Genomic DNA, 1,919 nt, shown 5'->3' with positions numbered 1-1,919 from the left:
TCCACAATCCGTAAACAATAAATCACAGTACATTCCCCCATCAGCGGTGCGGTGTGCTTTACGTTAGCCTAAAATGAAACACCTTATTCTATCGTTCGCTCTAATTACTAGTTCGCTGAGCTTAGCTGAGGATATCGAAACTACTCAGATACCGTCAGAACAGGAGTTAAAATCTATTACAACACATCTCGATAAAGGAGACCTGATCGAAAGTCATAAGGCGCTCACAGCTATATCACATCCTGCAGACACTAGAAAAATCCACCTTTTAAAGAGTACTATAGGAGCAAACCATGGTGCTAAGAAAGTATCTGATAACGGGAAGTTCATAATCTTGGAAGGATCTGCCTGGATTAAGCTTAGTGATAACACCTTGATCGACGGTAGAGTTGATAAGACGTCCGTAATCATTATTCATAAGAAGACACAAGTTATTGCTGCATTTGAAGGCAAATTCGAAGTCACAACCCTACTAAATTGACTCTGGCTAACAAGACGCTGCACCCAACCGCTGACCGCGGTTGAGCTTCGCTCCCCTCTTCCAACCCTCAATCCGTAAACAATAAATCACAGTACATCCCCGTCAGCGGTGCGGTGTGCTTTACGTTCGACTGAAAATGAAACTCATAACAATACTGAGCATTATAAGCCTCTCAATTACAGGAATTTTAACGGCATGTCCACCTCAGGACATTGATAAGATTCTGAAAGGTATTGAGTCGATAGAACTGAAAGATCAGTTAGACAAGAAAGAAGCGGCGATATTAATGTCTGCATATTGCAGAGCATATTTAGGCCCAGAACACAGCATAACAAATATTACCAAGAATGGTAAGTTTTGGACTGCAGAGGTTGACCATAAATTAAATTATGAATCTAAACTTCTTGTGAATTCGTTCACTGGCGAGGTGTTTCTAAACAACCGATTCATCATAAAACCACCATGGAGCGAAATCATAGAAAAACTGAAATCAGAATAGAGTCTGCTCATCAGTTTTGTCGAACAAGACGCTGCACCCAACCGCTGACCGCGGTTGAGCTTCGCTCCCCTCTTCCAATCCCCAATCCGTAAACAATAAATCATAGTACACCCCCGTCAGCGGTGCGGTGTGCTTTACGTTATCCTATAAAATGAAAACTTGGTCCGAACTTATCACTGAATTCCACGAAGAAGGTCACTCAGGAGACCTAGACTCAAAAGTATTAGGTGTAGCAGCTAGCGATGCCGATTTGTCAAAATTTGGCGATGATTTAGGAAGAGATTTAGGAACAGAATTCAAAAGCTTCTATAGCGCTCATAATGGCTACGGAATTCAATCAGATGACGGAATTGATTGGTTCATAGTGCCTCTAGATCAAATTAAGAAGATCACCAATGATGCTGTAGATTGGTTCCAAGAAACACATACAGATTTAGCAGAGAGATTCGTAGCCATAGCTGACTGGGATTGTGGAGATTATTCAGGTTTTCTGTTTTCAGAGGATGGCTCATTGATGGATGGATTCTACACATTCGAACATGAATCATACGAATTCGATGAGGATCAGAACTGGAGTGAATTTCTAATTCCTATCGATTCCTCTCTACGTGACTTCCTGACCACATAGATCAACTCTGGATAACAAGACGCTGCACCCAACCGCTGACCGCGGTTGAGCTCCGCTCACCACTTCCAACCCACTATCCGTAAACAATAAATCACAGTACATCCCCTGTCAGCGGTGCGGTGTGCTTTACGTTATGCTAAAATTAAAAATCTTCCTCACGCTTATATGCGTATTAGTCGTTAACTGTTCAGAACAGCCCATAGCAGAAGAAAGCGATTCTGTTGAAAGAAAAAATTTGTCTGACCTGAATGGCACGTAGTTAAGGTCGATTACGAGCTTTTTTGTAGTAGACGGAAAGCCTGATATTGAAT

Annotated in this window: 3 protein-coding genes; all 3 read left to right on the top strand. The window is 41.9% G+C overall.

The window, feature by feature from the left end:
• Positions 1-73 precede the first annotated feature (73 nt).
• The 3 genes from ACFSW8_RS13305 to ACFSW8_RS13295 all read left to right on the top strand — a co-directional run bounded on the left by ACFSW8_RS13305 (position 74) and on the right by ACFSW8_RS13295 (position 1,608).
• Entirely contained in the window at positions 74-481 is a 408-nt protein-coding gene (locus tag ACFSW8_RS13305; RefSeq protein WP_377178471.1) for a hypothetical protein, read from the top strand.
• Between the two features lie 136 nt (positions 482-617).
• Positions 618-980 (top strand): hypothetical protein, encoded by a 363-nt coding sequence (locus ACFSW8_RS13300; protein ID WP_377178469.1) that lies wholly within the window; start codon positions 618-620, stop codon positions 978-980.
• A gap of 151 nt (positions 981-1,131) precedes the next feature.
• Positions 1,132-1,608 (top strand): SMI1/KNR4 family protein, encoded by a 477-nt coding sequence (locus ACFSW8_RS13295; RefSeq protein ID WP_377090644.1) that lies wholly within the window; start codon positions 1,132-1,134, stop codon positions 1,606-1,608.
• Positions 1,609-1,919: the final 311 nt, after the last annotated feature.

The organism is Rubritalea tangerina (assembly GCF_042683245.1).
GTDB lineage: Bacteria > Verrucomicrobiota > Verrucomicrobiia > Verrucomicrobiales > Akkermansiaceae > Rubritalea > Rubritalea tangerina.
The sequence above is the reverse complement of the archived record's forward strand: the minus strand, read 5'-3'. Positions and strand labels throughout refer to the sequence as shown.

Bases quoted from the DNA above. Each gene is read 5' to 3' on its own strand.
- ACFSW8_RS13305 (WP_377178471.1), top strand. From the start codon at position 74: ATGAAACACCTTATTCTATCGTTCGCTCTAATTACTAGTTCGCTGAGC.
- ACFSW8_RS13300 (WP_377178469.1), top strand. From the start codon at position 618: ATGAAACTCATAACAATACTGAGCATTATAAGCCTCTCAATTACAGGA.
- ACFSW8_RS13295 (WP_377090644.1), top strand. From the start codon at position 1,132: ATGAAAACTTGGTCCGAACTTATCACTGAATTCCACGAAGAAGGTCAC.